Genomic DNA, 25,791 nt, shown 5'->3' on the forward strand with positions numbered 1-25,791 from the left:
GCCGCAGGCCGCGCGCGTCGGCGCTAGCGCCGCCGCCGGTGGCGGTATCCGGTGGAAAACGAGGCATACTGCCGGCCGCGCGCGGACCGGTAGCGCCGACGGCGGCTGGTGCTGGCCTCGACGGTCTCCTCCACCTGCGGGATCGGCTCGGCCATGGCGGCCGCGGGGGTGGCCGCCGTGGCGACCGCCGTGTCGGCCGAGGCGTAGCCGCCGGCGACGTTCTTGGCCGCCGGGCCGAACATCGCGAGACACTGGTTGTAGGCGAGGTCGTTCTTCAGGCGCTCGCATTCGCCGATGGAGCGCGGTGTCCCCTGCGCCAGGGCCGGAAGGGGCGCGAGCAGCACGACGAGGGCAGCCAGCGTCTTGAGGCAGAGAGTCGGGCGATGCACGGAGGGGTCTCGAGCGGGGACGGCAGGCTTGTGATCCCCGAGTGCGGCAAAATCGAGGGTCGGCCTCAGCGATCGGGCCGCTCCATCCACCGGATCAGCGGCATCAGCGGGAAGATCCAGGCGATGCCGAGAACCGAGTAGATCACCGCCTGCACCGCCGCCGGCGTCTCCGAGATGCGGCTGTCGGCCAGGGTCATCGCCAGCGGGCCGTAGAGGCAGACGAAGGCCAGGATGGCGAGGGTGCCGATCAGGGTCCGGGTGCGGCGGCGCATTGCTGTGTTCCTGGACTGAGCCCCTGGCGCTGCGGCGGGCGCGGACGGGCGACGGCTACCGTTCCGGGATCCGGTTGGCAACGCGCCCGTCGACGCGGGCTGCGGCGCCGGTGCCGTTGCTGGCCGGTCGGACATCCCCTAACCCCGTCAGGGCGGGGGCCATCCCGGCATCCGCGGAAGGGACGTGCATGGACATGAGAGGCGCGGGCGACCGGCGGTCGGGGGCGGTGCGGACCTGGCTCTACGTGGTCGCGGCCCTGGTGGTCGCCATGGTGGCGGTCGGCGGCGCGACGCGGCTGACCGGCTCCGGCCTGTCGATCACGGAGTGGCGCCCGGTCACGGGCGCGATCCCGCCGCTCTCCGAGGCCGACTGGGCGGCCGAGTTCGCCAAGTACAAGGACACGCCGCAATACAACATCCTCAACCAGGGGATGGGGCTGTCCGCCTTCAAGGTGCTGTACGGCTGGGAATGGGGCCATCGCCTCCTCGGCCGGGTGATCGGCCTCGTGTTCTTCCTGCCGCTGATCGTGTTCTGGTGGCAGGGCCGGATCAGCCGTCGGCTCGGCCTGGGGCTGCTCGGTCTCGGCGTGCTCGGCGGCTTCCAGGGCGCCATCGGCTGGATCATGGTCGCCTCGGGTCTCCAGCCCGGCATGACCGCGGTGGCGCCGCTCAAGCTCGCCCTGCATCTCACCACCGCGAGCCTGATCCTGGCCGGGCTGGTCTGGCTGGCCGCGGGTGAGCGCCGCGGCGTCCTGGCGCCGGCCCCGGCGCGCCTGCGCATGACGGCCCTGGCGCTGCCGATCCTGGTGCTGGTGCAGATCTTCCTCGGCGGCCTCGTCGCCGGCTCCCATGCCGGCCTCGTCTACAACACGTGGCCGACCATGGACGGCCAGCTCGTCCCGCCCGTGGACAGCCTGTTCGCGATCCGGCCCTGGATCGAGAATTTCGTCGACAACCACGCCCTGGTCCAGTTCGATCACCGGGTGACCGCCTACCTCGTCTTCGTCGTGGCAATCCTCCACGCCGTCGACGCCCGGCTTACCGGCCCGAAGAGCGCGGCCGGGCGGGCCGTGGGCGTCGTGATCCTCGTCCTCGCCCAGATGGCGCTGGGCATCGCGACGCTGCTCCTCGCGGTTCCGCTCTGGGCGGCCCTGGCGCATCAGGTGCTCGCCATGGCGGTGCTGACGATGGCGACGGTCCACGCCCGGCTGAGCCGGGGTTCCGGCCAGGTCGCGCCCGCCGCCGCAGAGCCGCCGCTGGGCTTCGAGGGGCTGGCTGGAGGCCGGATCTAGGCTCTCGTGCGGTGCGGCGGTCTTGCTGCGCCGCACGAGACTTTTACCGCTTTCAGTGGAACCTTGGGATAACTCCCCATCAGCAATCTGCACATGGAACGACTAAGACTTCTCAAGCTTTAAGCTGCACGCGTTGCAGGAGGCTTCAAGATGTCTCTCGCGGAGGATGGTCGACCGCTCTCCCTGACCTGGCACTACACGCCGCGGGAGATCATGGCGGATGGCGTGATCCACGGCCTGGGCGTGATGCTCGGCCTCGCCGGTGCCGTCGCCCTGGTGGCGACCGCGGTCACGGCGCATCTCGGTCTCGGCGAGCGGGCGGCGGTGGTCGTCTACGCCACCGCGCTCGTCCTGATGCTTGGCGTCTCCGCCGTCTACAATCTCTACCCGGTGAGCCCGCGCAAGTGGCTGCTGCGCCGCGCCGACCACGCCCTGATCTACCTGATGATCGCCGGGACCTACACGCCGCTGGTCGCCCTCGTCGGGTCGGGAGCGCGGGCCTACGCGCTCCTGGCGATGATCTGGATCGTGGCGCTGGTCGGGATCGCGGTGAAGCTGTTCCTGCCGGGGCGGTTCGACCGTCTGTCGATCGGGCTGTACCTGCTGCTCGGCTGGAGCGGGCTGTTCGCCTACGAATCGGTGATCGCGGCGCTCCAGCCGACGGCCCTGTGGCTCCTGGCAATCGGCGGGGCGCTCTACTCGGTCGGCGTCGTGTTCCACATCTGGCGGACCCTGCCCTTCCAGAACGCGATCTGGCACGGCTTCGTCCTCGCCGCCACGGCTTGCCACTACGGGACGATCTGGGCCAGCCTGAACGGCTTGTCGATGACGTAGCGTCGGAATCGATTGCGACTGCGCGTGTAAAACTCCGGTTACCGTCTCGATGGAAAGGTCGAGCGCTGGGACCTGCCTTAAGTTTCCCGCGACCATAGGTGCACCACAACCTGAGGACTGATGTTCCCGGGAGCTGGACCGTGGTCCCGAAGACGATCGACTCTGGCGCCGCTCAGCGTTACCGGATCCTGCACGTGTTCCGGGCGCCCGTGGGCGGATTGTTTCGGCACGTGCTGGACCTCGCCCGCCTCCAGGCGGCCGCGGGACACCATGTCGGCCTCGTCTGCGACGCCAGCACCGGCGGCGACCGCGCCGCGGCCGCCCTGGCGGATCTGACGCCCAGCCTGGATCTCGGCGTCGTCCGCGTCCCCATGCGCCGGAACCCGCATCCGTCGGACTGGTCCTGCCTCAGGGCGGTGGCGCGGAGGTCGGCGGAGGTCGGCGCGGACGTGCTCCACGGACACGGCGCCAAGGGCGGCGCCTACGCCCGGCTCGCCGCGGCGGGTCGGACGATCCGCGCCTACACGCCGCACGGCGGCAGCTACAATTACCGGCCGGGCAGCCCGCTGCACCGCCTCTACATGGCGGCCGAGGCGGTTCTCGCCCGCCGCACCGACGCCTTCCTGTTCGAGAGCGAGTACGTCGCCGGGCGCCACCGGAGCTTCGTCGGCGGCCCCGAGCGGGTGACGCGGATCGTGCATAACGGCATCGCCGAGGCCGAGTTCGCGCCGCTGGATCGCGTCGCGGAGCCCTTCGACCTGCTCTATGTCGGCGAGTTGCGGGAGGCCAAGGGCCTGCCCTACCTGCTCGAGGCCCTGGTCCGGCTGCGGGTCGAGGGTCGGGCGCTGCGCCTGCTTCTGGTCGGGTCCGGTCCGGATGCCGAGATCCTGCGGGAGACCGTGGCGCGCCTCGGCCTGGCCGACGCGGTGGCGTTCGAGCCGCCGCAGGCGATCCGCTCCGTGCTCGCCCGCGGCCGGATCCTCGTGGTCCCGTCCCTGGCGGAGTCGCTGCCCTACGTCGTTCTGGAGGCGGCGGCGGCGGCGCAGCCCCTGGTCGCAACCCGGGTCGGCGGCATCCCTGAGATCTTCGGCGCGGCCGCGCACGACCTCGTCCCGTCCGCGGACCCGGCGGCGCTCGCCGAGGGTATCCGGCGCGTCCTCGACGCCGCGCCGGAGCGGCTGGCCGCGCGGACGCGGAGCTTGAGCGCCTCGATCCGGCAGCGCTTCTCCCTGGAACGCATGGGCAGCGAGGTGACCTCCGGCTACGCCGCGGCCTTCGAGGCCCGCGCGGAGCGCCGCGATCCCGCCCCGCGGGCGATCGCCGGAGCCCGGACGGCCTGAGGGCGCTGACGAGCACGGGACGATCGGGGGCCTGTGCGCCGCAGTGGAAAAGGCGGCGGCAACCGCGCCCTTAAGTTTTCCAACAACGCCCCGTGCCAAGCTCCCGCCGGGGCAGCGACCGCAGGGCTCGGGGGGAGCCGATCGATGAGCGCGTTCGACATTCGCGATCTTCTGGAAGCCGCCGTCCCCATGGAGGCGTCCGCGGCCCCGGTCGCCGGCGGCGTTCCCCTCGCCGAGACCGCCGCGCCCGGGCCCACCGCGATCTCGCCCGTCGTGGTGGCCGGGCTGGTGCGCGCGCTGGAATGCACCTTCATCTTCGGGCTGGGCGCGCTGCTGCACGTGCTGATGCTGCGCGGCCGCGTCCCGTTCGGGCTGACCTACGCGGGCGCGATCGGGATGATCGCGGTGATCTCCGTGACGCTGATCCAGGCCTCCGGCGGCTACCGGATCGCGGCGTTCCGGAGCTTCTTCAAGACCGCCATCCGGCTGATCGCGGCCTGGTCGATGACCTTCCTGATGGTCGCCGCCGGCCTCGTGCTGGCCAAGGTGGCCGACCATTACTCGCGCCTCTGGCTCGCGAGCTTCTTCGGCACCGGCCTCGCGACGCTCCTGGTCGGGCGCTTCGTCCTCTTCCGCATCATCGACGCGCAGACCCGCGCCGGACGGTTCGACCGGCGGACCGCGATCGTGGGCGGCGGCCAGCCCGCGGAGGACCTGATCGCCGCCCTGGAGACGCAGAGCGAGAGCGGCATCCGCATCGTCGGCGTGTTCGACGACCGCAACGCCGACCGCTCCTCGGACGTGGTGGCGGGGCACCCGAAGCTCGGCAACGTCGACGACCTCGTCGCCTACGCGCGGCACGCCCGGCTCGACCTGATCGTCTTCACCATCCCGATCACCGCGGAGGCCCGGATCCTCCAGATGCTCGCCAAGCTCTGGGTCCTGCCGATCGACATCCGGCTCTCGGCGCACGCCGCCAAGCTGCGCCTGCGCCCGCGCAGCTACTCGTATCTCGGGTCGGTCCCGGTGCTGGACGTGTTCGACCGCCCGATCGCCGATTGGGACGTCGTGGTGAAGGCGCTGTTCGACCGCTGCGTCGGCCTGATGATGCTGCTGGCGCTGTCGCCGCTCATGCTGGTGATCGCCCTCGCGGTGCGCCTGACCTCCCGCGGGCCGGTCCTGTTCCGGCAGAAGCGTCACGGCTTCAACAACGAGCTGATCGAGGTCTACAAGTTCCGCTCGATGTACGTCGATCAGTGCGACGCCGGCGCGGCCCGTATGGTCACGCGGGGCGACCCGCGCGTGACGCCGGTCGGGCGCTTCATCCGCAAGACCTCGCTGGACGAGCTGCCGCAGCTGTTCAACGTGCTGAAGGGCGACCTCTCACTGGTCGGGCCGCGGCCCCACGCCCTCCAGGCCAAGGCCGCCAACACGCTGTACGATCAGGTGGTCGACGGCTACTTCGCCCGCCACAAGGTCAAGCCCGGCATCACCGGCTGGGCGCAGGTCAACGGCTGGCGCGGCGAGACGGACACGTCCGAGAAGCTGCAGCGGCGCGTCGAGCACGACCTCTACTACATTGAGAACTGGTCGGTGCTGCTCGACCTGCAGATCCTGCTGACCACGCCGTTCGCGCTGTTCAAGACCGAGAACGCCTACTGAGTCGAGGGGCCGGCACCGGGGCGGCGCCGGCCGAGGGCGCCACTACGGCAGGGCGCCGGCCTTCTCCTTGGCCTTCAGGATGGTGTCGCGGCAGCCCTGGGCGTCGCCGGCCTTGTCCTGCTGGCGCGCCTGGGCGACCAGCTTCTTGGCCTCCTCCACGCCCGAGGCGGTCGGCTTCACGGCGGCATCCGACTTGGTGAGGCCCGGCGGCGTGTCGAGCGCCTTCGGCGAGTTGGACGACGTGGTGCCGCCGGGCGGCGTCGAGCCGGTCACCGCGGCGGCGCCGGCGCTGTCGAGCCGCCGCTGCAGCGTGTCGACCTCGTCGGAGCACGGGGTCGCCAGGGCCGGCGTCGCGACCGCCAGGGCCAGGGCTGCAACAGCGAAACGGATGATCATCGGGTCGAGACTCCACGGTGTCGGGATGCGACCGGCACGGCCATTCCGCTCGGGAGCGGGCGGTGGCGCGACGGTGCGGCTACCGGGGAGACTCCGGGCAGACGGGCCCGTTCCTGAGACAGGAGGCCGCATGGGGCCCCCGAAACGGGACGGNGGGCCGGCGTCGCGACCGCCAGGGCCAGGGCTGCAACAGCGAAACGGATGATCATCGGGTCGAGACTCCACGGTGTCGGGATGCGACCGGCACGGCCATTCCGCTCGGGAGCGGGCGGTGGCGCGACGGTGCGGCTACCGGGGAGACTCCGGGCAGACGGGCCCGTTCCTGAGACAGGAGGCCGCATGGGGCCCCCGAAACGGGACGGATCAGTACTTCCGGATGATCGGCTCCGGCGACATCGGCACGGGATCGGCGCCGAAGGCGTAGCGGATGCCGGCGTAGACCGAGAAGGGCTGCGCCAGGGTCGTGGTCCGCGGATCGCTGATCCGCAGGTTGCCGGCCACCGCGCCGGGCTCGGCGAAGGTGCCGAAAGTGGCGTAGCGGTTGTTGGTCAGGTTGGTGATGAGGCCGAAGACCTCGAGGTTCTTCGTCACCTGATACTTTGTCTGGAAGTTCAGCACGTAGTAGGGCGGCAGCTTGCGGTTCAGGTTCGATTCGTCGCCGCGGAAGTAGGACGAGGAGAAGGCCTGAAGGTAGAGGCCGAACTGCCAGTTCGGCGTCACGAAGTAGTCGAACCCGGCCTTGATCTGGTGGGTCGGCACCAGCGGCACGATGTTGCCCTTGCGGACCTGGATCGCGCCGTCATCCGCGAGCGGGTTGTTGGGCGAGGACAGGGTGCCGTTGAACTGGAAGGTGGCGTCGACCAGCGCGTAGTTGGCGTAGACCCGCAGGTAGTCGGCCGTGTACTCGCCGCCGACCTCGATACCCTGCCGCTGCGTCGACGGCACGTTGACGAAGTAGGCGCGGGCGGTGTTGCCGGGGGTGGCCAGCGAGAGGATGTCGTTGGCGAGGTCGGTGCGGAAGGCGCCGATCTTGTAGGTGATGATGCCGCCGTCATAGGTGTTCGGCAGCTGGCCGCGGAAGCCGACCTCGTAGGTCCGCCCGGTGACCTGCTTGAGCGGCGGGTCGGCCACCAGCGAGTTCGGCAGCAGGCACGGCCGGTCCGGGTTGGCGCAGGCCAGCTCCAGCGGGGTCGGGGCGCGGTTCGATTCCGAGTAGCTGCCGTAGAGGTTCAGCGCGTCGAAGAACCGGTAGGTGAGGCCGGCGACCGGGTTGATCTTGTTGAAGTAGTGCGTGCCGGTCACGTCCGGCGAGAAGCCGGTCAGATCCTCGCTCTGGATGCGCGCGAAGTTGAGCCGCGCGCCGGCGGTCAGCGACAGCCGGTCGGTCACGTCGAGCGTGTCGAGGGTGTAGAGGCCCATATAGAGGTTGGAGCCGTTGACGGAGCTCGGCGCGATGCCGAGCGCGCCCGCCGTCCGCAGCTGCGGCGTGCCGAGGCCCGGGACGTTGCCGTAGAACGGGTTGCTCGGATCGGTGGTGATCGACAGGTTCGGGTTGATCACGCCCAGGGTGCTGGACGACTTGAACCCGTAATTGGCCGCGTCGATGCTGCCGCCGATTACGAAGGTGTTCGACAGGCCGAAGATCCGGTCGCGGTTGGCCGCCTGGAGCGAGCCGCCGAAGCCGGTCGCCTCGGTCCGGGTCGTGTCCAGCGTGCCGTAGGGGATGCCCGACCGGAACGGGATGCGCTGGTTCTGCTGACCCAGGATCAGGAACTGGTTGCGGAACGCGTTCTGCGACTGGCCGGCCGCCGGGCTGAACCCGTCATCCTCGAAGCAGAGATTGCCGCGGAAGCTCGACCGCGAGCTGCAGTTCTCGAAGTTGCCGTCGTTGCCGTCGACGTAGGTCTGGCTGAAGCGGCGGAAATAGGCGTTGCCGGCGAGGTCCCAGGTCGGCGACAGGTCGACCCGGCCGGTCAGCTGGAGCGTGCCCACCTCGGTGGTGGTGGTCTGCGGATAGGTGAAGATCGCCCGCGGGTCGCGGTGGGTGAAGTCCACCGGCGTGGCGGCGGCCGCGCCGTAGAAGCTGCGGGCGGCGAGCCCGATCAGGTGGAACTCCGAATCCTGCGAGCGGTAGCCGATATCTCCGTAGAGCCGGCCGATCGTGCTCGGGCTCTCGTAGCGCCAGCCGCGGTCGTTCAGGCCGTCGCCGGTGAAGTAGACGCTCCAGGGACCCGAGACCTTGCCGTATTCGAGGTAGCCGGCGGTGCGCGCGTCCGAGCCGCCCCAGGCCGAGATCTCGGTGCCCTGCCAGGTGAAGCCGTTCTTCATCTGGATGTTGACCGCGCCGCCGAGCGCGTTGAGGCCGAAGACCGGATTGCCGGTGACGACGTCGATGCGCTGGATCGCCTGCGGGGGGATCAGGTCGAAATTGACGATGTCACCGAAGGCCTCGTTGATGCGCACGCCGTTCTGGTAGACGGCGAGGCCCTGCGGCACGCCCTGCACGGGCGAGGCCGTGAAGCCGCGATAGGTGATGTCGACGCGGTTGTTGTTGCCCTGCGAGTCGGAGACGTTGATGCCGGGCGTGCGCCGGGCCAGCGTCGTCGTCAGGTTGTCGTTGGCCCGATCGATCGTCAGATCGCTCGCCGTGACGGACTCGACGGTGCTGGGGATCTTGTAGAGGGGCTGCTCGGAGCCGCGCAGGCGCGTGCCGGCGCTCGGGCCCACCGAGCCGGCCGGGGGCACCGGGCCGGGACCGTTGAAGACCTGCGACTGGCTCGACGTGCCGCCGCCGGACCCGACCGGCGAGGTCGAGACGACGCTGATCTCGCCGAGCGTCACCGATTGCTGAGCCTGCACCGCGGCGGGAAGAACCGTCCCGGCCAGGACCGATGCCGACGCGACCAGGCTGCTCCGAAGCGCCCGAAGTGACATTCCCAACCCCCTCAAACCCGAACACATGCTCGTGACTGCCGAGCTTGAGTCTCTCTTGGCGGGTGCCGGGGGCGGGCACAATTGGTTCAACAACACGTGAGACGCGTTTCGGCCTCATTTCCGGTCCGCGCCGACCGAAGCCGCGCCCACGTGTTTAAACAGCAACAGTTTCGGTAAAGATCTCAGACACTTAGGGATATTTCGGCAACCCGCCCGGGATAGTTTGGCAAGGGCTGCCGGGGTGTCGTCAGAGCCGGGCCTGAATCAGGCGCGCGATCTCGCCGAGTCGCTGCTCCAGAAGCTGCGGAACCTCGCAGACATAGGTCAGCGATTGGCTCCGCTCCTGGAAGATCCGGCGATCCCAGGCGAACTTCGTCTCCAGCTCGGACTGGTCCTTCGGCAGCTCGGTGGCGTCGGAGGCGCTCGGCGCGTCCTTGACCTGACTGATCTTGTCGGCCTCGTCGCGGATCCGCTCGGCCATCCGGCGCTGGCCCTGCGCGTAGCGGGCGATGCCGCCGACCACCTTGTTGCGCTCGCCGTTGAGGACCTCGAACACGCCGGCATAGACGCGTGTCAGGGCCTTGTCCTTCGCGTCCTTGTCGGCGCCGAACTTCTCCGCGAACGTGTCGAGGAGCGGGCCGACCTGCGACAGGTCGGTGCGGCGGGACGCGATCTTCTGCGCCAAGACGGCGGCGTCGTTGTCGCTGCCCCAGTCGCCGGCCGCCTCCACGTCGGGCCCGGTCCAGAACTGGCCGGGGCTCAGGGTCGCGACCTTGCGCTGGACGCAGGGCCAGTCCGGATCCGTTCTGGGCTGGGCCAGGGCGGGACCGGCGAGGAGCGCGAGCCCCAGCGCCGGGCCGAGGATGCGGGTCAGGACGACGTTCATCGGGCGGACTCCATCAGGTATTGTCGCCGGCCGGGCCGCCGCGCCGGGCCATGATGCCGCGGCCGGGATCGTAGGCGACCACCGCCATGCCGAAGAAGGCGAGACCCACGCCCACCACCACGGCGCAGGCGACCGGCTCGAACTGGACGTAGAGCGCGTAGCGGACGAGCTGGACCGCGTGGCTGAACGGGTTCAGCTCGCAGATCCAGTACAGGGTCTCGGAGGATTCCCGAATCCGCCACAGGGGGTAGAGGGCCGACGAGGCGAAGAACATCGGGAAGATCACGAAGTTCATCACGCTGGCGAAGTTCTCGAGCTGGCGGACCAGCGAGGACAGGAACAGCCCGATCGCCCCGAGCATGAGGCCGGTCGCCAGGAAGGCCGGCAGCGCCGTCAGGTAGCCGAGCCACGGGATGTCGCTCTCCCAGAAATACGCCACGGCCAGGAACGCGTAGGCCTGCACGATCGAGACGGCGACGCCGGCGATCAGCTTGGCGAGCAGGAGCAGCCAGCGCGGATAGGGCGAGGTGAGCAGCACCTTCATCGAGCCGACCTCGCGGTCGTAGACCATCGACAGCGACGATTGCATGCCGTTGAACAGCTGGATCATCACGGCGAGCCCCGGCACCACGTAGACCTCGTAGAGCACGTAGGTCTGGTAGGGCGGCTCGATGGACACGCCGAGCGTGTTGCGGAAGCCCGCGGCGAAGATGAACAGCCAGACCAGCGGCCGGACCAGCGCCGAGAAGAACCGCTCCTTCTGATTGAAGAAGCGCAGGAGCTCGCGGCGGACGATGCCGCCGAGGCAGATCAGGTAGCCCACCGCGTCGAGGCGGCCGATCCGCTCGGACTGGCCGCGCGGCGGTGCGGTGCCGATCCGGGTGGCGAGGGGTGTCGGGTTCGTCATGCCGCCGCCCTCCCCGGCTCGGCCACGAGGCGTCGGAACGCGTCGGCGAGCGCCTCGCCGGGCCTGCCGATCCCGCCGGCCCGGCCCCGGGCGACGATCCGGCCCCGGTGCAGCACCACGGCGTCGTCGTCGTCCGCGATCTCCTCGAAGATGTGGGTCGCCCAGAGCACCGACAATCCCTCCTCCCGCACCAGAGCGCGGACGATCGCCACGATGTCGGCCCGGGATTCGAGGTCGAGGCCGACGGTCGGCTCGTCGAGGAGCAGCAGGTCCGGGCGGTGGATCAGCGAGCGGGCGATCTCGATGCGGCGCGACTGGCCGCCCGAGAGCGTGCGCACCTTGTCGTGGCGCCGGTCGGCCAGCCCGACGCGGTCGAGCAGCGCGCCGACGCGCGCCTTCGCGGCGGCGCGCGCGATGCCGTGCAGGCTCGCGTGGTAGAGGAGGTTCTGCTCGACGGTGAGATCGGTGTCGAGGGTCCGGGCCTGGAACACGACGCCGAGCCGCGCCAGCGCCCGGGACGGCTCGCGGTCGAGGGCGTGGCCGAAGATCGAGACCCGTCCGGTCTGGTTGTTGTAGAGGCGGGTGATGACCGAGAACAGCGTCGTCTTGCCGGCGCCGTTCGGCCCCAGCAGCGCGGCGAAGTGCCCGCGCTCCACCGTGATCGAGACGTCGTCCAGCGCGGCCCGGGCGCCGAACCGGTGACCGACATGCTCGATCAGGAGGGCCGCCGACTCGGATGCGCTCATCGGCCCAGGACCTTCCGGGCGTCGGCGACGGCGTCGAGGCACTCGTCGAACTCGCCCTCCTTCTGCTCCCGCTCGGCGACCCGCAGGGCCTTCCTGAGCTTCGGCACGGCCGTCTCGGGCGGGTTCAGCGCCAGCGCGTCGCGGATCATCGCGATGCCCTCGGCGCAAGAGGAGGCGTCGTCGGCCGCCACGGCCGGTCCGGCGGCGAGGAGGCAGGCGGAGAGCAGGAGGAGGCGCATCACTTCACCGTCAGCGTGCCGGTCATGCCCTTGGATTCCAGGCCGTGCGCCGACCAGGTGTAGGTGCCCGGCTTGATCGCGACGAACTCGATGGCGATCTCGCCGGGATCGTCGAACTCCAGGTGATCGGGCGGGCCGCCGCCATGGATCTCCTTGTGCTCGATCACGATCTGGTTGAACCAGATGTAGCGGAAGAACTCGGGCGCGTAGAACTTGTACTCCTGATGCGCCTTGGCGACGATCCGCAGCCGGTAGGCCTTGCCGGATTCCAGCGTGATGTCCTTGTTCTCGACCACGAAGTCGTTGCCCTGATCGTCGCCGAGGACGAGGTCGGGCAGGTTCTCCCGCTTCTTGGTCAGGTCCAGGGCGCTGGCCGGAGCCGCGGCGAGCAGCCCTGCCAGGCCCAGGGCCGCCGTTCGAAACATGCGCGTCATGTCGTGTTCCACCCTAGGGCCGCGTCGCGCGCGGCCGTCCTCGCAAGGCGCCCGGAGGTCGCGCGGATCAGTTCGGCGAGATCGCCACACCCCAGGGCAGGAGCCCGACCGGGATGCTCTTCACCACCTTCTCGGCGGCCACGTCGATCACCGAGACGTCGTTGGAAGTGCCGTTCGTGGTGAACAGCATCTTCTGGTCCGGCGTGAAGGCCAGCTGCCAGACGCGCTGGCCGACCGGCAGGTACTTCTCGACCTCGTAGGTCTTGGCGTCGATCACCGCCACCCGGTTCGCCGGGCCGAGGGCCACGAAGGCCTTGGTACCGTCCTTCGTGATCCGGATGCCCACCGGCTGGATCGCCTCGTCGTTCACGCTCGGGATCTTGAAGGTGATCTTCTTGATCACCCGGCGCTGCGCGACGTCGATCACGCTCACCGTGCCGCCGACTTCCGCCGACACCCACAGGAACTTGCCGTCGGCGGTGAACTCGGCGAAGCGCGGCCGGGCATCGACCAGCACGTTGTCGATGACCTGGAAGGTCTTCGTGTCGATGAAGTGGGCCATGTTGGTCGTCTCGGAGGTGTTGACCAGGATCTTCCCGTCCGGCGACAGGCCCATCCCCTCCGGCTCGACGCCGACCGGCACCTCGGCGAGCACCTTGTTCTTCTCGATGTCGATGATCGTGACCTGGCTGTCGTCCTCGTTCGCGACGTAGAGCGGGTTCCCGGAGGCGTCGAGGATGAACTGCTCCGGATCGGGCCCCGAGCGCAGCGAGCGCACGACCTTGCCGGAACTCGTGTCGAGCACGTCGATCCGGTCGTCGTCGCTGGCGCAGACGAACAGCTCCTTGCCGTCCTTGGAGACGGTCACCCCGCGCGGGCGACGCCCGACCTTCCAGGTCGCCGTCACCGCCATCGTGGTGGTGTCGATGACGCTGACCGAGTTGCCCTTCTCGTTCGTGACATAGGCGGTGAAGGCGGCGGCCGGGCCGCACAGGGCGAACCACGCACCGAGGGCGACTCCACTCAGACATGCCTCGACGCGGCGGCTCATACGACTTCCTTCCCTTGCGACGGCCCGGCGTCCTGGACGGACGTTCTCGGGAGACGTTTGTAGTGCGATTTCCGCGCGTTGCGAGGGCTTCGGCCGCTCGCCATCGCCGCAGGCCCCGGGCTCACTTGAACTTGCAGGTGGTCTCCGGGAGATCGACGCCCAGCGTGTCGAGGGGCGTGCGCTGGTGCAGGAATCCCTGCTCGGGCGCGACGGAGACCAGCGCCTTGGGCTGAACCACGATGATCGCCTGGCGCAGCTGGTGGTCCCAGGGCCGGAAGCTCAGCGGCACGCCCTTGTAGGCCGGCAACGTGAAGGCCGGCTCGACGAGGTAGGGGGCGATCACGGCCGGGTCGTTGGTCTTCTTGGCCGTCACGGCCTCGCCGACCGTCCGCACCGCGGCCCAGACCTGGTAGTCGAGCGGGCGCATCAGCCGCGAGGCGAGCCGCCGGAACCGATTCTGGGCCTGCGCGGCGCCCCAGGTCTCCAGCACGGGGGACCAGGTCGTGGGCGTCAGCGCCTGCGTGCCGCCGACGGGCCGCGGATCGACGGTGCGGTAGGGAACGTAGTCGCCCCAATCGCCCTCCTCGTCGGCCACGATGGCCATGTCGTAGTCGAGGCCCCGGGTGAAGACCATCGCCTCGGCGCGGGTCGGCGTGTCGCCGCGCGCCTTGGCGAGCGGGCCGAAGGTCCAGGGCTTCTCGGCGGTGATCTTCAGCGCGAATTTCCGCGCCGAGTTGCGCATCGCGTCGGCGTAGGCCTTGTCGGCGTCGGTCGGGCCGACGATCAGGAAGAGCTTCCGCCAGCGCATCACCGTGAGGTACTGCGCCAGGGCGTCCGTCAGCATCGCCCGCGATGGCAGGATGTGGAACACGTTGGCGCGGCACTCGGCGCCGCGCAGCCGGTCGTCGGGCGCGCCGGCGTTGAGGACGACCGCGCCCGTGTCCTTGACGGCGTCGGCCACCGCCAGGACGGCGTCGGCGGGGAGCGCCAGGACCAGATAGCGCACGCCCTTGCCGATCAGATCCTTGGCGGCCGCCACGGCGTCCGGCTTGTCGTCGGTCAGGGCGACCTCGTCGAGGGTGTAGGTCTGCTTCGTGAAGCGGCCGGTGGTGTTGTTGTCGGCGATGCCCATCTTGGCGCCGGCCAGCCCCTCGTCCTCCGGCGCCGCCTCGGCATCGTACGAGGAGGGGGCGGGCTGGGGCCGGTAGATCAGGCCGATAGGAGTCTCGAGCGCCTGCGGCGCGGTGGGCCGGGCCGGCTGCGCCGTCGCGGCCGGCGCCGCGTCCTCGGCCCGCGCCGCCGCCGGAGCGAGGGCCAGCGCGAGGACGGCCGCGCGCAGCCAGGACGGGCGGGTCTTGTGCCGGAGGGCCGTGTCGGGCGCAGGATGGTGCATGTGGGCGCCCTCTATCAGCTTCCGCTCGGGCCGCTCAACCGCGGGCCGTCGTCCCGACGTTCACGTTACCGTCGTGGGATAGGCGGGCGCGGAAGTACATTGCCAAATTGTCCCTTCGCCCGACCTATGGCGGGAAAGAGGCCGCCTCGGGCGGCCGGATGCCGCGAGAGGAAGCCCCCGCCGATGCGCCCCACGTCCCTCCGCGCCGCGATGGCCTGCAGCGTCGCGGCCCTGGCGGCCGTCCTGCCCTGCGCGGCCGGCGCCGCCGAGAAGGCCGCCGTGTTCCCGGTCGAGCTGTTTGATCCCGGCGCGTCCTACGGAACGCGGACGCGGCCGGTCGATGCCCGCAAACTTACCCTCGTCACCGATGAGTTGCGCAACGCCCTGCGCGACAAGGCCGGGCTGGAGATCGTCGACACCGCCCCCAAGGCGGCCGTCGTCGCCAAGGAGGGCCCGCTCTACAAATGCAACGGCTGCGCGGCCGACATCGCCAAGAGCCTGGGTGCGGACCTCGTCGTGACCGGCTATGTGGAGAAGGGGTCCGGCCAGATCTTCAACCTGAGCGTCTCGATCGCCGAGGCCGATACCGGCAAGGTGGTGCGCGGCGGGCAGGTGACGATCCGGGCCGACACCGACGATACCTGGGCGCACGCGATGCGTTGGGTGGTGAAGAACCGCCTGCTCGCCGAGCCGCTGCCCGGGAAGTCCTGAGACCGCCCGTTCAAGTCCGAGTGTTTCGTGTCCGCGTCTTTCAGCCCGCAAGATCCTCCGCCCCGGCTCCTCGTCAGCGTCCGCGACCCGGCCGAGGCCGAGGCCGCCCGCCTCGCGGGCGCCGACCTGATCGACGCCAAGGATCCGGAGCGCGGGGCGCTCGGCGCCCTGGACGAGGCGGTCGTGCGGGAGATCGTCGCCCGCGTGTCCGGCGGTGCCGCGACGAGCGCGGTGGCCGATCCGGCGGCCGCGTCGGTCGCGGCCCTGGCGCGGACCGGCGTCGACTGGGTGAAGGTCGGCCTCGCTCCGGCCGAGCTTCGGGACGCGGATCGCCGTCCTGTTCGCCGAGGACGGGCCGGCCGCGCCGCACGTGCCCGCGCTGGCCGCCGCCGGGTTCGCGGGCGCGATGATCGACACCGCCGGGAAGCGCGGCGCCCGCCTGCCGGATCTCGCCGCCCCCGCGGACCTCTCGGCCTTCACCGCCGCTTGCCGGGCGCACGGTCTGATGAGCGGCCTCGCCGGGTCGCTGCGGGTGATCGACATTCCGGGCCTGCGCGCGCATCGGCCGGACTACCTCGGCTTCCGCGGCGGCCTGTGCCGCGATTTCGATCGCCGCAGCGGCATCGATCCCCTGCGGGTGGCCGAGGCGCTGCGCGCCCTGCGGCCGAGCCGGCAGGACGCGGCGTGACCACCGTCATCAAGATCGGCGGCAGCCTCGAGGCGGATCCGCATCGCCGCCGCGCCCTCCTGGAGGCGATCGCCGACGGCGCGCACGGACGCTGCATCGTGGTGCCGGGCGGCGGCACCTTCGCGAACGCTGTGCGGGCCGCGCAGATGCGGGAGCGCTTCGGCGATGCCGAGGCGCATCGCCGCGCGCTCGACGCGATGAGCGACGCCGCCGGCATTTTCCGCGGGATCGAGCCACGGCTCGTGCAGAGCCTGGAGCCCTGGACCGAGACCGCGCCCGCGCGGCTCCGGGTGTGGAACCCGCGCGCTCTCCGGGCCGGCCATCCGGACATCCCGGAGACCTGGGACGTCACCTCGGACAGCCTCGCCCTGTGGCTCGCGACGCAGATCCGGGCGGAGCGCTGTGTCCTGGTGAAATCGGTCGACGCGCCGCCGGGCCTGGACCCCGCCGCGCTGGCGCGGGACGGGACCGTGGACGCCGCCTTCCCGGGCTTCGCGGCCGCTTTCGAGGGCGCGATCGAGATCTGGGGACCGCACCGCTGGGTCGCGGTCGAGACGAGGGCCGCCGCGTGAGCACCGCCGAGCACATCGTCTTCGTCACCGGTCGTCTCGCCCGGGCGCGGCTCGAGAAGGTCGCGGCGGGGCTGCCGCCGACCCTGCACTGGAGCATCGCCGATGCCGGTGTGAAGGTCGCGGCGCTGATGACCGAGGAGATCATCCGCCGACGGGTCGTCCTGCCCGAGGGGGCCACCCGGGTCATCCTGCCGGGCCGGTGCCGGGCCGATCCCGAGCATCTCGCGGCGCATTTCGGCGTTCCCGTGGAGCGCGGACCCGACGAGGTGGTCGACCTGCCGGCATGGCTCGGCCTGACCGCCCGCAAGGTCGACCTGTCCCGGCACGACCTCCGGATCTTCTCGGAGATCGTGGACGCGTCGAAGATGAGCGTCGCGCAGATCCTCGCCAAGGGCCTCGACCTCGCCCGGCGCGGCGCGGACGTGATCGATCTCGGCGGCCTGCCCGACACCCCGTTCCCGCATCTCGAGGATTCCGTGCGGGCGCTGAAGGGCGCCGGCCTGAAGGTCAGTGTCGATTCCTTCTCCCGCGAGGAGCTCGTCCGGGGCGCCGGGGCCGGCGCCGACTTCCTGCTGAGCCTGAACGAGGAGACCCTCGATCTCGCCTTCGAGACCGACGCGGTGCCGGTCCTCGTGCCGATGCGGCCCGACGACCTGCCCTCCCTCGACCGGGCGATCGAGCGCATGCTCAAGGCGGGGCGGCCGTTCCTGGCCGACCCGATCCTCGAGCCGATCCATCACGGCTTCGTCGACTCGATCGCGCGCTACCGCGACACCCGCGCCCGCTGGCCCGAGATCGACATGATGATGGGCACCGGCAACCTGACCGAGCTGACCGAGGCCGATTCCCTCGGCGTCACCGCGCTGCTCGTCGGCATGTGCTCGGAGCTGTCGATCCGCAACGTGCTGATCGTGCAGGTCTCCAACCACACCCGCCGCACCGTCGAGGAGCACGACGCGGCCCGGCGGGTCATGTACGCGGCCAAGGCCGATTCGGCGCTGCCGAAGGGCTACGGCCGGGCGCTGCTCGCCCTTCACGACAAGCGCCCGTTCGTGCAGACCGCCGACGAGATCGCCCAGGCGGCCGCCGAGGTGCGCGACCCGAATTACCGGATCGTGATCACCGAGGACGGAATCCACCTCTACAACCGCGACATCCACAGGGTCGGCACCGACGCGATGGCCTTCTTCCCCGAACTCGACGTGGCGAGCGACGGCGCCCACGCCTTCTACCTCGGCGCCGAGCTCGCCAAGGCCGAGACGGCGTGGCGGCTCGGCAAGCGCTACGTCCAGGACGAGGCGCTCGACTGGGGCTGCGCGGCCGACGCCGAGGTCGAGGACGCCACCGCCTTCAAGAAGGCCGGCCACACCCGCCATTCCGGGCCCGACGCGCCGCCGCCCGGCACGCGCGATGCCCGGCTGGTCGAACCCGAGGCCGGCGCCGCCCCGCCCGAGACGGTCCCGGACGCCGAGGCCCGCGCCGCGGTCGCCCCCGAGCGTCCGCAGGACCCGCCGGCGAAGCTGGTCTGCGGGCGCCTCGTCCCCGCCGACAAGGCGTGAGGCCATGCCGCTGATCCTCGAGACCATCGTCACGACCCTGTCCCCGGCGGGGGAGCTGCATCTCGTCCCGTTCGGGCTGATCGGCGAGGCGGAGGGCTACGTCCTCGCGCCGTTCCGGCCATCGCCGACCATCGCCAACCTGGAGGCGAATCCCTGCTTCGCGGCCTCGAGCCCGCGCGACATCCGGGTGATCGCCGGCGCGGTGACCGGCCGGCGCGAGTGGCCGACGCTGCCCTGCGCGGCGATCGAGGGCCGCCGCCTCGCCGACAGTTTCGGGCACGCGGAGTTCGCTGTCGCCGCCGTAGAGGCGCACGAGACCCGGCCGCGCTTCCGCGGCCGGATGGTCCACAGCGCCGCGCACGAACCGTTCATCGGCTACAACCGCGCGCAGGCGGCCGTTCTGGAGGCCGCCATTCTTTCGACCCGGCTCCACATGCTGGAGCCCGACAAGGTGTTGACGGAGATGGCCTACCTCGCCATCGCCATCGGCAAGACCGCCGGACCCCGCGAGCGCGAGGCCTGGGGTTGGATCGAGGACAAGGTCGCGGCGGCGCTCGGCCCCGAGGCGCGCGTCCTCGATCGCGACGACCGCTGAGGGCGGGAGGAGAAGGACAAGATGAAGAAAATCACCCTGGCCCTGGCGGCCACGGCCGCCCTGGTGGCGGCGACCGCGCAGGCCCACGGCCCGACCCGGCGCAAGATCACCGAGTCGATCGAGATCAACGCCCCCGCCGACAAGGTCTGGGCCGTGGTCGGCGACCTGAAGAACGCCGACTGGATGCAGAACGTGACCAAGACCGAGCTCACCGGCGACCCGGCCGGCAAGTTCAAGCGCGTGCTGACCCTCAAGAACGGCAATCAGATCTCCGAAACCAGCAACAAGTACAAGCCGGAGGACAAGCTGTTCTCCTACTACATCGACAAGGTCGACGTGAAGGATCTTCCGGCGAACGACTACTCGGCGACGATCACGGTCGAGCCCGAGGGCAACGCCAAGTCGAAGGTCGAGTGGAAGGCCGCCTTCTATCGCGGCTACATGAACAACGACCCGCCGCCGGACCTGAACGACGAGGCCTCCGAGAAGGGCGTCGGCGACTGGATCAAGGCGAGCCTCGCCAACCTCAAGGCCAAGGTCGAGAAGGGCTCGTGAGCCCGGCTCGGGGCCGCGCGGCCCTCGCCGCCGGCCTCGTCCTCGTCGCGACCGCCTCCCGCGCCGAACCGGCCCGGGAGGCCATCGTCACCGCCCAGCTCGGCGGCGCGGTCGAGATCGTCGACCTGTCCGCCGGGAAGGTGGTGCGCCGCATCCCCGTCGACGGGGCCCCGGCCGGGATCGCCCTGTCGCCCGATCGCCGGCGCGCCTACGTCACGCGCCCGGAGGGGCACGGTCTCGCCATCCTCGACCTCGACGCCGGCAAGGTCCTGTCCGAGGTCCCGCTGCCCGGCGGCCCGCTCGGCGTCGCGGCCGACCCGCGCGGCGGCACGGTCTACGTCGCCGACTGGTACGGGCACCGCCTGTTCGTGCTGACCGAGCGCGACGGCGCCCTGGTCCCGGACGGCGAGATCGCGGTCGGCGCCTCGCCCTCGGGGATCGCCGTCTGCCCCGACGGGGCGACGCTCTACGTCGCCAACCGCGAGGCCGACACGGTCTCGGTCGTGGACGCCGCGACCCGGCGGGAGACCAGGGTCATCCCGGTGGGGCAGCATCCGTTCGGCATCACGCTCGATGCCGCGGCGGCGCGCGCCTACACGGCCAACGTGACCGGCGATGACGTCTCGGTCCTCGATCTCAAGGCGGGGCGCGAGATCGGCCGCGTCCCGACCGGCCGCCGACCCTACGTGATCGCCCTCGCCGGCGGGCGCGGCTTCGTGACGGACCAGTATGCCGGCAGCGTCACGGCGTTCGACCTCGCCACGCTCAAGCCGATCGCGGATGTCGATGTCGGCGACCATCCGGAGGGGATCGCCGCGGATCCCGACGGTCGCCTCTACGTCGCCAACTGGGGCGACAACACGCTGAGCGTCCTCGATTCCAGGACGCTCAAGGTGACGGCGACCATCGCCACCGGCAACGGCCCCCGCTCGTTCGGTGCCTTCCTGCGCTGAGCGTCAGCCCGGGCGGCGCTCGGGCGCCCGACGATAGGCCGCCCGCGCCATCAGGAGCGCGCCGACGATCTGCAGGAAGCCGGTCTCGCCGAGATCCGCGGGGGCGACATGCGCCTGGATCAGCAGCCGTGTCAGCGCGTTCAGCACGAGCAGCGTCAGGCAGAAGGCCGCGGCGGCGAGCAGGCTGGCGACGAACTCGGGCATGATCTCCCTCCGGTGTCGAACCGGTGGAGATTAGCAAGGCTCGCGCCAGGGCCAAGCTGCCGCGACGGCCGAACTCAGCGCTTGCGGTTGGCGGGGGCGGCCGTGGGCGTCCCCGCCTGCGCGGCCGGCGCGGGCCGCGGCGTCTCGACGGCGAGCCGCTTCACCGGCCAGCCGTCGCTCCAGCGTTCCATGTCGGCGAGCCGCGGATTGTTCTTCAGCGCCGTCGCGTCCGACCCGGCGAAGGCCGCGGCGGCGGCGAGGTCGAAGGTCTTCCAGAAACCGAGGTAGTCCAGGGCGTCGACGCGGGCGAGATTGATCTGCGAGACCAGGGTCTGCTGCTCGCCGGTCAGCGCCATGTCGGCGGACCAGCGGAACGGCGGCGGCTTCGCCGCGTCCTTGGGGGCGTCCTTCGGCTCCGGGCCCGGCTTGATGGCGCCGCCGTCATAGGCGGTGTCGACCCCCGCCGGGGCCGCCAGGGTCGCCGTCAGGGCCGGGAAACCGTGATCGTCCGAGAGAGCCCGCACGAACAGCTTGCGCTCCAGCGGCACCGCGCTCGCCTCGCGCAGGAGGCGCTTGGCCGCGAGATCGGCGGCCCGGGTATCCTTGTCGCCGACCATCGTCACGAGCATCGTGGCGGGATCGATCGCCGCCAGGTCGGTGAGGGCGATGCCGCGGGATTTCGGGCCGCTCGCGATGCCGCCCGGCGTCACCGCGAAGATCAGCTTCGGCACCGGCAGGCCCTGCGCCTTGGCGGCGGCCGCCAGGTCCATGGCGAGCGGCGCCCCGGCCAAGTGGCCGATCATCGCGACGCGGCCGAGGTCCGGCTTCGCCTCGCCGTCGCTCGCGACCTCGGCGAGCGCCGCCTTGACGAGGGATTCCGCGAGGGCCGGAGCGTCGGCCGGACGGGTCCGGTTCACCTCCTGGAAGCGGGGATAGAGGACGAGCCAGCCCTGGCGGGCGAGGTGATCGATCCAGCCGCCGTAGCTCTGCGGATTGACCGCGCCCCACCCGTGCAGAACGATCGCGACCGGTCGACCCGCCTCCGGGGCCGGAGCCGCCGCGTAGAACGCGTAGGTCGAGGCCGTGCCGCGCCCGAGCAGCCGCTTGGTCACCGCGGCCTTGCGATCGCCCACTCCCCCCGCGCCGTCGGCGGGCTGGGCCGGCGGCGTCGCCGCCTGAACCGACGCGAGACCGGCCAGGGTCATGATCGCGGCGGCGGTGAGCGATCCGCGAAGAACTGTGAGACGCATCCAGGACTCGACTGAGAGACGCACTGCGTCGGCAGGTCAGAACGCGCTGAATAGCAGATTCTTTCGCCTTGGCGACCCGCCGACCCAGTCTCCCGTCGAGCTTCGGCGATGGACTCTAGGCAAGGCTGCAGCGCGCCGAGCCCGGACGGTCGAGCCGCCGCGCCAGGGCCGCCAGCTCCGCCGGCACGTCGCGCTCCGCCGCGCCGTAGACGCTGAGCAGACCCGCGCGGACCGTGTCGAGAACGGCGGATTCCGCCGTATCCCGCGCGCCGGGACGGCGGAGCGAATCGGCATGGTTGGCTGAGACGATGTGCATGGCGGTGTCGGATCGAGCGGACTGCGTGAGCCCGGGCGCGGCGCGCTCCGGAGTGCCGTACAACCGGGCGGCCGCCTCAGGTTTCCAGGCCGGTCGGGATTATTTTGCCGCCCGGTCCGATAACGGACGGTCCCGAACCGGTGGATGGCCGGCCCGCGGCCTGCTCCACCCAGGCCAGGATGTCCTCGGCGCGCCAGGGCTTCGGGATGAAGGTCGCCGAGACGCGCAGGTCGCTCGGCTGGTCGCCGGCATCGCCCGAGGTGAGGAGGACCCGCACGCGCGGCCAGGTCACGCCGATGATCCGCGCGAGCTCGAAGCCGCCGATCGGGCCGGGCGTGCGGACATCCGAGAACACGACGCTGACTTCGTCCGCGCGATCGTTGAGAATGGCCAGGGCGCGATCGGCGGTCTCGGCCTCGATCACCGTGAAACCGGTATCCTCCAGCAACGTGGCCGCGAGGAACCGCTCGTCGGGCTGGTCCTCCACGACGAGGATCACGGGCTTCTGGCCAGGCTGTACCGAATCGCTCATGGACCAGGACACTCTACAGGGGCTGAACGGCGGTCGCTTCGATCGGTTCAACGCCCGAGCGCCGCGAAGGGCCAGACCCGCGCGGGCACAGATCCTCCTTGGATCCTTGCACAATCGTGAAGTTGTGGCCGTGTCTTGGGTAACACAGCCGACGCGGAACGCGCCCGACCCGCCGTCCTGAGGCGTCTATTCAGCCGACGCCGTGCGATGTCAGGAATTCCAGCGCGCGCTTCCAGCCATCCTCCGCGGCTTCGCGGCGGTAGCTCGGACGGTAATCCGCGTGGAAGCCGTGCGGCGCCTCCGGGTAGATCACGAGCTCCACGCTCTTGCCCGCCGCCTTCGCCCGGTCGCGCGCCTCCTCGACGGCCGCCACGGGGATGCCGGTATCGGCCCCGCCGTACAGGGCCAGGAGCGGCGCGTGGATCTCGGCCGCCACGTCGCCGGCGGTGCGCGGCTGGATGTCGGTCCGCTCGCCGCCGATCGGCCCGTACCAGGCGACGGCGGCCTTCAGGTCGCGACGATGCGCCGCGTAGAGCCACGCGTCGCGACCGCCGCGGCACCAGCCCATGACCCCGAGGCGGCTCGGGTCGCCCTTCGCGGCCGAGGCCGCCCAGGCCACCGTCGCGTCGAGGTCGCCGATCCACTGCGCGTCCGGCGTCTTCGCGATGACGTCCCGGATGATCTGCTTGGGATCCGACATGGTCGAGAGGTCGCCCTGTCGGGCGTAGAGCTCGGGGGCCACGGCGCAGTAACCGGCCTTCGCGAGCCGGCGACAGATGTCCTTGATGTACTCGTGGACGCCGAAGATCTCCTCGATCACCAGGACGATCGGGAACGGGCCCGCGCCGTCCGGAACCGCCCGGTAGGCCGGCATCGGTCCGTCCGCGGCCGGGATCTTCACCTCGCCGGCCTCAATGCCCGCACTGTCCGTGTGGATCACCTGGGCCTCGACGCGGGTGGTCGCGAGCGTCAGGCCGCTCATCAGGCTCGTCATCACGAAGCCCCGCCGCGACAGGGGCGGCGCGATCAGCCCGTCGAGTCCGGCCCGGTCGTGATCCGCCATGGTGCTCTCTCCCTCGCTTCGAGGACGAGCGCTATCCGCGCGCGGTGGCCCAGGTCAAATCGGCCGTCGGCGCGCCCTCAGGCGCCGGCGGCCGCAAGGGCCCGGACCGGCCGCGAGGCCGGCGCGCGGACCGGCTCGGCGATCTCGCGCGGCTTCAGCATGTCGCCCAGGCTGACGAAGGTCTCGGCGGCCGGCGAGACCACCGCGCGGATGCCGTAGCCCAGCGCGAAGGACCGGATCAGCTCGGCGTCCCGCGGGATGCCGAAGCGGTCCAGGGCGGCGAGGAACGCCTCGCGGAACAGGCTCGGCCGGCACCAGCGCTTCTCGGCCATCTGCAGCGGCCAGTCCCACAGACCCTCGGCCCGGCGCATCGCCAGCGCGGTGCGGGCGATGAAGTAGCCGGTCTCGCGGTGCTCGATCCCGTCCGCCTGCACCGACCAGTCGTCGTTGCCGAACAGTTCGACCTCAGCCGCGTTGCCCATCGGGTCCTCCGCCCTGAACCAGCCTTCCGGCGCACCGGAACATTGCCGGAACACTGGCGCGGAATTCGGCGGCGGTCAAGGCGCTTGTTCCCGGTGCGTTCGCGAAAACCCGGAAGCTGGACTCAGCGGGCCTTGAACATACCGTGCTCGATCCGGTCGCCGGGCGCGATCCCGAGCTTCGCCGCGGTCCCCGCGTTCAGTTCCAGGACCGCCAGGACGGGGCCGCCCGAGGGGATGATGGCGGTGGAGAGCGGCTCGGTGTCGGCGGCGATCCGGCTGATCGTCCCGTCGGGGCGGATGAACACCATGTCGAGCGGCAGATAGGTGTTCTTCATCCACATGGTCACCGGCTGATCCTGCTCGAAATCGAACAGCATGCCGTGATCGGCGGCCATGTGCCGGCGGAACATCAGGCCGCGGGCGCGGGCCGCATCGTCGCGCATCACCTCGACGTCGAAGCGCTTCGGCCCGGCCTTCGTGACGATCGTCAGCGGCTCGGACTTGGCCGTGGCGGCCCGGGCGGCCGCCTGCGCCACGACGGCGGGGGCCGGCGCGATCGCGGTCAGGGCGAGGCAGGCGATGGCGGCCGCCCGGGCTGTGCGGAAGAGGGATCTCACAGGCTCATGCCTCTCGTGGGAGGGTGCGCGGACCGTGGGGGCCGCCGCCCGGTGATAGACCAGGATGCGTGCGAGGGGAATCCGGTTCCGGATTTTCCTAGCCCTGCCAAGAGGATAGGGCGGCCTATGCTTGGCAGGGAAACGCGGCCTCAATGGGACGTGGGCATCGCCCCGTCGATCAGCCGCACCTCGGCGGCCATCACGCCCTTCGAGCCGTCGCCGTAGCGGACCAGAACGGATTCGCCGGGCTTCAGCTCGGCGATTCCGTAGCGCCGGAGGGTCTCCATGTGCACGAAGATGTCCGGCGTCCCGTCGCCTCGCGTCAGGAATCCGAAGCCGCGCAGGCGGTTGAACCACTTCACCACCGCGGTCTCGAGCCCGCTCGTGGGTGTCACCGTGACGTGCGTGCGCGGCATCGGCAGCTCGGACGGATGCACCGCGGTCGCTTGGTCGAGGGAGATCACCCGGAAGGCCTGCCAGCCCCGAGGCCGCTCCACGGCCTCCACCACGATGCGCGCGCCCTCGCTCGCGGCCTGATAGCCGTCGCGCCGCAGGCAGGTGACGTGGAGCAGGATGTCGGGCGCGCCGTCGTCGGGCACGATGAAGCCGAAGCCCTTCGAGACGTCGAACCACTTGATGCGGCCGGCCACCTCGACGAGGTCGAGCGCCTCATCCTCGTGCTGACCCGTTTCGCCGGCACGGGCGATCATCCCTCGCTCGGGGTTCTCCGGCCCGGATCCGCGTTCGTCAGACATGGCCGAGCAACCTACACCGAATCACGCCGCGCGCTCTCCCGGCAAGATTAACGAAGTCCTGATATCCGGGAAGCCCATTTGGCCGGCAGAACAGCGCGGCCAAGTTGCAATCTTGGCGCCGGGAGGCGGGACCGCAACAGTCGATCGGTCGCAGGCTCCGGCGA

At 70.9% G+C, this 25,791-nt stretch carries 29 protein-coding genes and 1 pseudogene; 11 read left to right on the forward strand and 19 right to left on the reverse strand.

The window, feature by feature from the left end; genetic code table 11:
- Positions 1–23: 23 nt before the first annotated feature.
- Both MOTC310_RS05595 and MOTC310_RS05600 read right to left on the reverse strand, forming a co-directional pair.
- Entirely contained in the window at positions 24–389 is a 366-nt protein-coding gene (locus tag MOTC310_RS05595) for a hypothetical protein (protein ID WP_331290487.1), read from the reverse strand.
- A 65-nt stretch (positions 390–454) separates the two neighbouring features.
- Positions 455–661 carry a DUF2842 domain-containing protein gene (locus MOTC310_RS05600; RefSeq protein WP_331301077.1) on the reverse strand — a complete coding sequence of 69 codons (207 nt, stop codon included), beginning with the start codon at positions 659–661 and terminating at the stop codon, positions 455–457.
- Positions 662–849: 188 nt separating this feature from the next.
- On the opposite strand from MOTC310_RS05600, the gene MOTC310_RS05605 reads away from it, so the two are divergent.
- The 4 genes from MOTC310_RS05605 (at position 850) to MOTC310_RS05620 (ending at position 5,789) form a co-directional block, all read left to right on the forward strand.
- Positions 850–1,953 carry a COX15/CtaA family protein gene (locus MOTC310_RS05605; protein WP_331301078.1) on the forward strand — a complete coding sequence of 368 codons (1,104 nt, stop codon included), beginning with the start codon at positions 850–852 and terminating at the stop codon, positions 1,951–1,953.
- A gap of 150 nt (positions 1,954–2,103) precedes the next feature.
- The gene (trhA, locus tag MOTC310_RS05610; RefSeq protein ID WP_331290490.1) at positions 2,104–2,787 is read left to right on the forward strand and encodes a PAQR family membrane homeostasis protein TrhA; all 684 of its coding nucleotides are present in this window, start codon (positions 2,104–2,106) and stop codon (positions 2,785–2,787) included.
- Positions 2,788–2,927: 140 nt separating this feature from the next.
- Complete coding sequence (locus tag MOTC310_RS05615; RefSeq protein ID WP_331301079.1) at positions 2,928–4,127, forward strand: glycosyltransferase family 4 protein; 1,200 nt, start codon at positions 2,928–2,930, stop codon at positions 4,125–4,127.
- Between the two features lie 144 nt (positions 4,128–4,271).
- Positions 4,272–5,789, forward strand: a complete 1,518-nt coding sequence (locus tag MOTC310_RS05620; RefSeq protein ID WP_331290492.1) for an undecaprenyl-phosphate glucose phosphotransferase — start codon at positions 4,272–4,274, stop codon at positions 5,787–5,789.
- A gap of 42 nt (positions 5,790–5,831) precedes the next feature.
- On the opposite strand, the gene MOTC310_RS05625 is transcribed toward MOTC310_RS05620, so the two are convergent.
- The 9 genes from MOTC310_RS05625 to MOTC310_RS05665 form a co-directional block, all read right to left on the reverse strand.
- Entirely contained in the window at positions 5,832–6,185 is a 354-nt protein-coding gene (locus tag MOTC310_RS05625; RefSeq protein WP_331290494.1) for a hypothetical protein, read from the reverse strand.
- Between the two features lie 363 nt (positions 6,186–6,548).
- Complete coding sequence (locus MOTC310_RS05630; protein ID WP_331301080.1) at positions 6,549–9,119, reverse strand: TonB-dependent receptor; 2,571 nt, start codon at positions 9,117–9,119, stop codon at positions 6,549–6,551.
- A 247-nt stretch (positions 9,120–9,366) separates the two neighbouring features.
- Positions 9,367–10,005 (reverse strand): hypothetical protein, encoded by a 639-nt coding sequence (locus MOTC310_RS05635; RefSeq protein ID WP_331301081.1) that lies wholly within the window; start codon positions 10,003–10,005, stop codon positions 9,367–9,369.
- 13 nt (positions 10,006–10,018) lie between these two features.
- Positions 10,019–10,912: an ABC transporter permease gene (locus tag MOTC310_RS05640; protein WP_331301082.1), complete on the reverse strand. Its 894-nt coding sequence runs from the start codon at positions 10,910–10,912 to the stop codon at positions 10,019–10,021.
- Positions 10,909–11,658 (reverse strand): ABC transporter ATP-binding protein, encoded by a 750-nt coding sequence (locus tag MOTC310_RS05645; RefSeq protein WP_331290478.1) that lies wholly within the window; start codon positions 11,656–11,658, stop codon positions 10,909–10,911. The genes MOTC310_RS05640 and MOTC310_RS05645 overlap by 4 nt, the downstream gene beginning before the upstream one ends.
- Positions 11,655–11,897 (reverse strand): hypothetical protein, encoded by a 243-nt coding sequence (locus MOTC310_RS05650; RefSeq protein ID WP_331290480.1) that lies wholly within the window; start codon positions 11,895–11,897, stop codon positions 11,655–11,657. Before MOTC310_RS05650 ends, MOTC310_RS05645 begins: the two co-directional genes overlap by 4 nt.
- Positions 11,897–12,331, reverse strand: a complete 435-nt coding sequence (locus tag MOTC310_RS05655) for a cupredoxin domain-containing protein (RefSeq protein ID WP_331301083.1) — start codon at positions 12,329–12,331, stop codon at positions 11,897–11,899. Before MOTC310_RS05655 ends, MOTC310_RS05650 begins: the two co-directional genes overlap by 1 nt.
- A gap of 67 nt (positions 12,332–12,398) precedes the next feature.
- Positions 12,399–13,382: a YVTN family beta-propeller repeat protein gene (locus MOTC310_RS05660; RefSeq protein ID WP_331301084.1), complete on the reverse strand. Its 984-nt coding sequence runs from the start codon at positions 13,380–13,382 to the stop codon at positions 12,399–12,401.
- 121 nt (positions 13,383–13,503) lie between these two features.
- A complete protein-coding gene (locus MOTC310_RS05665; protein WP_331301085.1) occupies positions 13,504–14,775 on the reverse strand; it encodes an ABC transporter substrate-binding protein in 1,272 nt (423 codons plus the stop codon).
- Positions 14,776–14,958: 183 nt separating this feature from the next.
- Here MOTC310_RS05665 and MOTC310_RS05670 point away from each other — a divergent pair, with 183 nt between their 5' ends.
- The 7 genes and pseudogenes from MOTC310_RS05670 to MOTC310_RS05700 all read left to right on the forward strand — a co-directional run bounded on the left by MOTC310_RS05670 (position 14,959) and on the right by MOTC310_RS05700 (position 20,408).
- Positions 14,959–15,486 (forward strand): DUF3280 domain-containing protein, encoded by a 528-nt coding sequence (locus tag MOTC310_RS05670; protein WP_331301086.1) that lies wholly within the window; start codon positions 14,959–14,961, stop codon positions 15,484–15,486.
- Positions 15,487–15,513: 27 nt separating this feature from the next.
- Positions 15,514–16,174: pseudogene (locus tag MOTC310_RS05675) on the forward strand ((5-formylfuran-3-yl)methyl phosphate synthase).
- Positions 16,171–16,746, forward strand: coding sequence for an amino acid kinase family protein (locus MOTC310_RS05680; RefSeq protein ID WP_331301087.1), 576 nt, complete (start codon positions 16,171–16,173; stop codon positions 16,744–16,746). The pseudogene MOTC310_RS05675 and the gene MOTC310_RS05680 overlap by 4 nt, the downstream one beginning before the upstream one ends.
- The gene (locus tag MOTC310_RS05685) at positions 16,743–18,305 is read left to right on the forward strand and encodes a DUF6513 domain-containing protein (protein WP_331301088.1); all 1,563 of its coding nucleotides are present in this window, start codon (positions 16,743–16,745) and stop codon (positions 18,303–18,305) included. The genes MOTC310_RS05680 and MOTC310_RS05685 overlap by 4 nt, the downstream gene beginning before the upstream one ends.
- 4 nt (positions 18,306–18,309) lie before the next feature.
- On the forward strand, positions 18,310–18,900 hold the full coding sequence (locus tag MOTC310_RS05690) for a DUF447 domain-containing protein (protein ID WP_331290503.1): 591 nt from the start codon (positions 18,310–18,312) through the stop codon (positions 18,898–18,900).
- A 21-nt stretch (positions 18,901–18,921) separates the two neighbouring features.
- Positions 18,922–19,455, forward strand: a complete 534-nt coding sequence (locus tag MOTC310_RS05695) for an SRPBCC family protein (RefSeq protein WP_331290504.1) — start codon at positions 18,922–18,924, stop codon at positions 19,453–19,455.
- On the forward strand, positions 19,452–20,408 hold the full coding sequence (locus tag MOTC310_RS05700; protein WP_331301089.1) for a YncE family protein: 957 nt from the start codon (positions 19,452–19,454) through the stop codon (positions 20,406–20,408). Before MOTC310_RS05695 ends, MOTC310_RS05700 begins: the two co-directional genes overlap by 4 nt.
- Before the next feature lie 3 nt (positions 20,409–20,411).
- Here the strand turns inward: MOTC310_RS05700 and MOTC310_RS05705 are convergent, their stop codons facing one another.
- The 8 genes from MOTC310_RS05705 to MOTC310_RS05740 form a co-directional block, all read right to left on the reverse strand.
- Positions 20,412–20,612 (reverse strand): hypothetical protein, encoded by a 201-nt coding sequence (locus MOTC310_RS05705; protein WP_331301090.1) that lies wholly within the window; start codon positions 20,610–20,612, stop codon positions 20,412–20,414.
- Positions 20,613–20,686: 74 nt separating this feature from the next.
- Positions 20,687–21,862, reverse strand: coding sequence for an alpha/beta hydrolase family protein (locus MOTC310_RS05710; protein ID WP_331301091.1), 1,176 nt, complete (start codon positions 21,860–21,862; stop codon positions 20,687–20,689).
- A 115-nt stretch (positions 21,863–21,977) separates the two neighbouring features.
- The gene (locus tag MOTC310_RS05715) at positions 21,978–22,178 is read right to left on the reverse strand and encodes a hypothetical protein (protein WP_331301092.1); all 201 of its coding nucleotides are present in this window, start codon (positions 22,176–22,178) and stop codon (positions 21,978–21,980) included.
- A gap of 76 nt (positions 22,179–22,254) precedes the next feature.
- Positions 22,255–22,710, reverse strand: coding sequence for a response regulator (locus tag MOTC310_RS05720; RefSeq protein ID WP_331290509.1), 456 nt, complete (start codon positions 22,708–22,710; stop codon positions 22,255–22,257).
- Between the two features lie 190 nt (positions 22,711–22,900).
- Positions 22,901–23,773 (reverse strand): dienelactone hydrolase family protein, encoded by an 873-nt coding sequence (locus tag MOTC310_RS05725; protein ID WP_331301093.1) that lies wholly within the window; start codon positions 23,771–23,773, stop codon positions 22,901–22,903.
- A gap of 77 nt (positions 23,774–23,850) precedes the next feature.
- Positions 23,851–24,255 carry a hypothetical protein gene (locus MOTC310_RS05730; protein WP_331301094.1) on the reverse strand — a complete coding sequence of 135 codons (405 nt, stop codon included), beginning with the start codon at positions 24,253–24,255 and terminating at the stop codon, positions 23,851–23,853.
- Between the two features lie 122 nt (positions 24,256–24,377).
- On the reverse strand, positions 24,378–24,872 hold the full coding sequence (locus MOTC310_RS05735; protein ID WP_331301095.1) for a DUF192 domain-containing protein: 495 nt from the start codon (positions 24,870–24,872) through the stop codon (positions 24,378–24,380).
- A 149-nt stretch (positions 24,873–25,021) separates the two neighbouring features.
- On the reverse strand, positions 25,022–25,582 hold the full coding sequence (locus tag MOTC310_RS05740; RefSeq protein ID WP_331301096.1) for a cold-shock protein: 561 nt from the start codon (positions 25,580–25,582) through the stop codon (positions 25,022–25,024).
- Positions 25,583–25,791: the final 209 nt, after the last annotated feature.

Origin of the sequence: Methylobacterium oryzae (assembly GCF_036441375.1) — a bacterium.
In the GTDB taxonomy this organism is placed as follows: domain Bacteria; phylum Pseudomonadota; class Alphaproteobacteria; order Rhizobiales; family Beijerinckiaceae; genus Methylobacterium; species Methylobacterium oryzae_A.

Coding starts and splice junctions, on each gene's coding strand:
- MOTC310_RS05670 (WP_331301086.1), top strand. CDS start 14,959: ATGCGCCCCACGTCCCTCCGCGCCGCGATGGCCTGCAGCGTCGCGGCC.
- MOTC310_RS05725 (WP_331301093.1), bottom strand. CDS start 23,773: ATGGCGGATCACGACCGGGCCGGACTCGACGGGCTGATCGCGCCGCCC.
- MOTC310_RS05660 (WP_331301084.1), bottom strand. CDS start 13,382: ATGAGCCGCCGCGTCGAGGCATGTCTGAGTGGAGTCGCCCTCGGTGCG.
- trhA (WP_331290490.1), top strand. CDS start 2,104: ATGTCTCTCGCGGAGGATGGTCGACCGCTCTCCCTGACCTGGCACTAC.
- MOTC310_RS05655 (WP_331301083.1), bottom strand. CDS start 12,331: ATGACGCGCATGTTTCGAACGGCGGCCCTGGGCCTGGCAGGGCTGCTC.
- MOTC310_RS05630 (WP_331301080.1), bottom strand. CDS start 9,119: ATGTCACTTCGGGCGCTTCGGAGCAGCCTGGTCGCGTCGGCATCGGTC.
- MOTC310_RS05625 (WP_331290494.1), bottom strand. CDS start 6,185: ATGATCATCCGTTTCGCTGTTGCAGCCCTGGCCCTGGCGGTCGCGACG.
- MOTC310_RS05720 (WP_331290509.1), bottom strand. CDS start 22,710: ATGAGCGATTCGGTACAGCCTGGCCAGAAGCCCGTGATCCTCGTCGTG.
- MOTC310_RS05645 (WP_331290478.1), bottom strand. CDS start 11,658: ATGAGCGCATCCGAGTCGGCGGCCCTCCTGATCGAGCATGTCGGTCAC.
- MOTC310_RS05665 (WP_331301085.1), bottom strand. CDS start 14,775: ATGCACCATCCTGCGCCCGACACGGCCCTCCGGCACAAGACCCGCCCG.
- MOTC310_RS05600 (WP_331301077.1), bottom strand. CDS start 661: ATGCGCCGCCGCACCCGGACCCTGATCGGCACCCTCGCCATCCTGGCC.
- MOTC310_RS05740 (WP_331301096.1), bottom strand. CDS start 25,582: ATGATCGCCCGTGCCGGCGAAACGGGTCAGCACGAGGATGAGGCGCTC.
- MOTC310_RS05690 (WP_331290503.1), top strand. CDS start 18,310: ATGCCGCTGATCCTCGAGACCATCGTCACGACCCTGTCCCCGGCGGGG.
- MOTC310_RS05640 (WP_331301082.1), bottom strand. CDS start 10,912: ATGACGAACCCGACACCCCTCGCCACCCGGATCGGCACCGCACCGCCG.
- MOTC310_RS05635 (WP_331301081.1), bottom strand. CDS start 10,005: ATGAACGTCGTCCTGACCCGCATCCTCGGCCCGGCGCTGGGGCTCGCG.
- MOTC310_RS05730 (WP_331301094.1), bottom strand. CDS start 24,255: ATGGGCAACGCGGCTGAGGTCGAACTGTTCGGCAACGACGACTGGTCG.
- MOTC310_RS05695 (WP_331290504.1), top strand. CDS start 18,922: ATGAAGAAAATCACCCTGGCCCTGGCGGCCACGGCCGCCCTGGTGGCG.
- MOTC310_RS05710 (WP_331301091.1), bottom strand. CDS start 21,862: ATGCGTCTCACAGTTCTTCGCGGATCGCTCACCGCCGCCGCGATCATG.
- MOTC310_RS05705 (WP_331301090.1), bottom strand. CDS start 20,612: ATGCCCGAGTTCGTCGCCAGCCTGCTCGCCGCCGCGGCCTTCTGCCTG.
- MOTC310_RS05715 (WP_331301092.1), bottom strand. CDS start 22,178: ATGCACATCGTCTCAGCCAACCATGCCGATTCGCTCCGCCGTCCCGGC.
- MOTC310_RS05650 (WP_331290480.1), bottom strand. CDS start 11,897: ATGCGCCTCCTCCTGCTCTCCGCCTGCCTCCTCGCCGCCGGACCGGCC.
- MOTC310_RS05605 (WP_331301078.1), top strand. CDS start 850: ATGGACATGAGAGGCGCGGGCGACCGGCGGTCGGGGGCGGTGCGGACC.
- MOTC310_RS05620 (WP_331290492.1), top strand. CDS start 4,272: ATGAGCGCGTTCGACATTCGCGATCTTCTGGAAGCCGCCGTCCCCATG.